Annotated in this window: 4 protein-coding genes; all 4 read right to left on the bottom strand. The window is 35.3% G+C overall.

Annotation, left to right across the window (positions count from 1 at the left end; all coding sequences use genetic code 11):
- Positions 1-235 (bottom strand): PD-(D/E)XK nuclease family transposase (locus tag AB1414_17590; protein ID MEW6609229.1); only part of this gene is annotated, 235 nt, incomplete at its 3' end.
- A 239-nt stretch (positions 236-474) separates the two neighbouring features.
- On the bottom strand, positions 475-1,161 hold the full coding sequence (locus AB1414_17585) for an ABC transporter ATP-binding protein (GenBank protein MEW6609228.1): 687 nt from the start codon (positions 1,159-1,161) through the stop codon (positions 475-477).
- On the bottom strand, positions 1,154-2,374 hold the full coding sequence (locus AB1414_17580; protein MEW6609227.1) for an efflux RND transporter periplasmic adaptor subunit: 1,221 nt from the start codon (positions 2,372-2,374) through the stop codon (positions 1,154-1,156). Before AB1414_17580 ends, AB1414_17585 begins: the two co-directional genes overlap by 8 nt.
- Before the next feature lie 14 nt (positions 2,375-2,388).
- Positions 2,389-3,384, bottom strand: coding sequence for a radical SAM protein (locus AB1414_17575; GenBank protein ID MEW6609226.1), 996 nt, complete (start codon positions 3,382-3,384; stop codon positions 2,389-2,391).
- Positions 3,385-3,579: the final 195 nt, after the last annotated feature.

The raw sequence follows: 3,579 nt of genomic DNA, 5'->3' as shown, positions 1-3,579 counted from the left end.
CATAGGTATCCTTCATCCCCTTGATTAATGGTATTTGGTAGGGGTCAACGATTACTAAATCAACGATTTTTTCAGTCTCTTTAAAATCAATCACCGAGTTAAGAAAGCTAATAAGTATATCCTTACTTCCTTGTGAGCCAAAAACCTTTTTGAAGGCATAATCTGTTTTAACATCTAAAAAACGCATCCAAATACTCCTTCCTTCAATGTTTATATCATACATATTATAACTCATGGAAAGCTTTTTGTCAAGCAAAATTCACATAAGTAAAGTGTTACATAAAATGTAATCTACGAACAAAGTTTCCACCTGTGCGGTTAAATGTAAAATGGATAATGTAAAATGAGAAATGTAAAATGAAAATGGATAACTGAAAGGTAATGAGTCTTGCGAAGTGCTAAAATTTCCCATTTTTCATTTCCTATTTTACATTTTACATTTATTTTTCCTTTGCGTCTTTGCGATGAATTAGTCTAATCGCACAGGTCGCAAAGTTTTTCTTCTACAATCTGTCCGTCCCGCAAATGAATAATTCGTTTGGCGTAACCAGCAATATCTAATTCATGGGTGATGAGGATAATAGTTGCTCCATTTTTATTGAGTTGGACGAATATCTCCATTATTTCTTTACTGGTGGTGGTATCGAGATTACCTGTCGGTTCATCGGCACAGATAATTGTCGGATTATTTATTAACGCTCGAGCGATGGCTACCCGTTGTTGTTCACCACCAGAGAGTTCAGATGGTAGATTCTTTACTTTTGTCGTCAGACCAACTTTTTGAAGCATCTCTTCTGCCTGTTTTTTTCTCATATATCGCGGAACATTTGAGTAACAAAGAGGTAACAAAACATTTTCAAGTGAAGTAGTTTTCTTTAGAAGATTAAATGACTGGAAGACAAACCCAATTTTTGCATTTCTGATTTTGGCTAATCCATAATCGTCCTTTTGGCTAATATCTTCTTCTTCCAATAAATATCTACCTGAGGTAACCTTATCCAGACAACCAATAATATTCATCAAGGTAGATTTTCCTGAACCAGAAGGACCCATTATGGCAATAAATTCACCTTTTTCAATCCTAAGCGATAGATTTTTTAAGGCAGAAAAACTCTCCTTTCCCATTGGATAGAGTTTGGTAATATTTTTTAATTCAATCAGCATTTTTCTTTACCTTGATTTTAGTCCCATCTTTTAAATCAACTGGGGGGTTCAGGACTACTTCTTCTCCTATTTTTAACCCGGATAGGACTTCAGTTTCATTAGGATTACGCAGTCCCAAAGATACTTCCTGCTTTATGACCTTATTATCTTTTAGCACAAAGACATAAGATTTATCATCAATACTAAGTGTAGCCTCATACGGTATTTTTAGAACATCCACTTTTCTCTTAGAAATAATCACTACATCAGTGAGCATTTCACTGCGTAGAGGAAGACTACTTTTGACTAATGTAATAGTTACCTCGAATGTATTAATCTTTTCCTGGAGAATAGGGGAGGGGGCGACTTTGGTAATTACACCAGAGATACTCTGTCCGGGGAAGGCATCAGGAATGACTGTAGTTTTCATCCCTAACCCAATTTTGGCAATGTCCACTTCATCCAAATCGGTTTTGACCACAAATTGACTCGGCGAGATAACAACGGAGAGAAGTTGTCCTTGAGGAACATAAGTGCCTTCTTTGCTACCTTTATAAATGACAATGCCGTCAATCGGAGATGGAATCTTTGACCAATCAATCTGTTGCTGGATAAAAGTCAGGTTGGCTTTGACACTCGCTATTTTAGATGTTACGGTTTCTATCTCTTCCTCGTATTGATTTCTTTTTTCTTCCAGGCGATAATTGGCAAGATTCAGGGCAATTTTAGCCTTTTCACATTCTACCTCTAATCTTTTATATTCATCTTCGGAAACTGCATTAATTTCAAAAAGCCGCTTTTTAGATAAAAATTGTCTATTAATCTCATCAAACCATACCTTCGCCTCATCTGCTTTCTCTTCTATCTCTTTGAGATTAATCCCTCGAAGAAGGCTATTAAGTTCGGATTGATAGGAAACCAGTAATGCAGATTGTTCTTTCTGTTTAGCTAATAATTCTTTATCATTCATTGTGGCTATTATTTGACCTTTCTTGACTTCGGTGCCTTCTTCTAAGATATTAACTACCACCCCGGGAATTTTAGCTCTCAGTTCAAACCTTTCTTTTGCCTCGATTTTACCGCGAGAGGTAACCTTAAGTATTAATTCCCCGCGAGTCACCGAGCCTTTGGTTATTGTAACTGTCTTTTCTACATTCTTCTTTATCAAAATAAAACTAATAATACTTACAATAAGAATTATTATCGTCAAAATTATAATCCGTTTTTTCATAAAATTCTTTTCTCCTACCACCAACATTGGCTATCTTGTGCAAAGTAATCGCCAGTTAGAGCAAGGGCTAATGCCCGACAACCAAAACAGTCCGAAACACTACAAATAGAACATTTCCCTTTGAGATGTCTCTTATCTTTCAATTCCTTCAGGAGAGCAGTCTGCTCATAAATATTCTTTAAAGAATCTTTAAGAAGGTTTCCTATGCTCAGATTGAACCTTCGACAGGGAAATACTTCGCCATCTGGCATAATACAGAGCGTGTCGCCAATATTACATTTTGCCCCTAATATTTTTATGGTTTTATCCCATTTTATCCAAAATGCCTTATAAGGCAAGAAATCATCCAGTTCAAATTTATTTGGGATTATCTTTAAAATTAACTCTATCAATCTTTTGTAATCTTTTTGGTCTAAAACCTCCTCGGCTATTTGATTTCCTTTTCCCAGCGGTATAAACCTTTCAAGGATAACACCGTCTATTGAATGCCTTTTACAAAATTGTGGAATTTCTACAATCTCCTCTAAATTTGTTTTCAGGACAGTGAACATCAGGACAACTTCTAATCCTTTATCTTGCAATAAGTCCATTGCTTTAATGACCTTTTTAAAGACCCCATTGCCTCTTATGGCATCACAACTCTGTTCCTTTAAACCTTCGAGAGAAACCTTTATCCTTTTTAATTTTGGAAACTCAGTCAATCTTTTTAAGACATCTTCACCCATAAGAGTAGCATTGGTAATAATATTTGTCTCTTTCACCAGTGGACTATGGTCAAGATATTCTAACAACAAGAAGATTTCTTTTTTTAGAAGTGGTTCACCTCCTGTAATATCTATCCTTGTAGATTTATGCCATTGAGTTAAGGTAGCGATGATGTTATCGGCGAGATATTTTATCTTTGCCCAATCAATATCTAAACTCCGTGTAAAATCAGATTGATAACAATGTTTACATTTAAGATTACAAAGGTTGGTAATATGCCACTGGAAATTAAATTCACCTTTCATGGTATTTATGAGATCCTGACTTTATGACTAAACCGACTTTTCGCATAGACTTTAACTTTGGCTTAACCATTCACCGCAGAGATGATATGATAAAGTGTCAAGTTTGACCTGCGAAAGATTTTATGGTATACTATACAAAAAGTATTAACTAACTAAAATAAGGAGGACAAACTTATGACACAAACAACATATTTA

It is taken from the genome of bacterium (assembly GCA_040755795.1).
Classification (GTDB): domain Bacteria; phylum UBA9089; class CG2-30-40-21; order CG2-30-40-21; family SBAY01; genus JBFLXS01.
The sequence above is the reverse complement of the archived record's forward strand: the minus strand, read 5'-3'. Positions and strand labels throughout refer to the sequence as shown.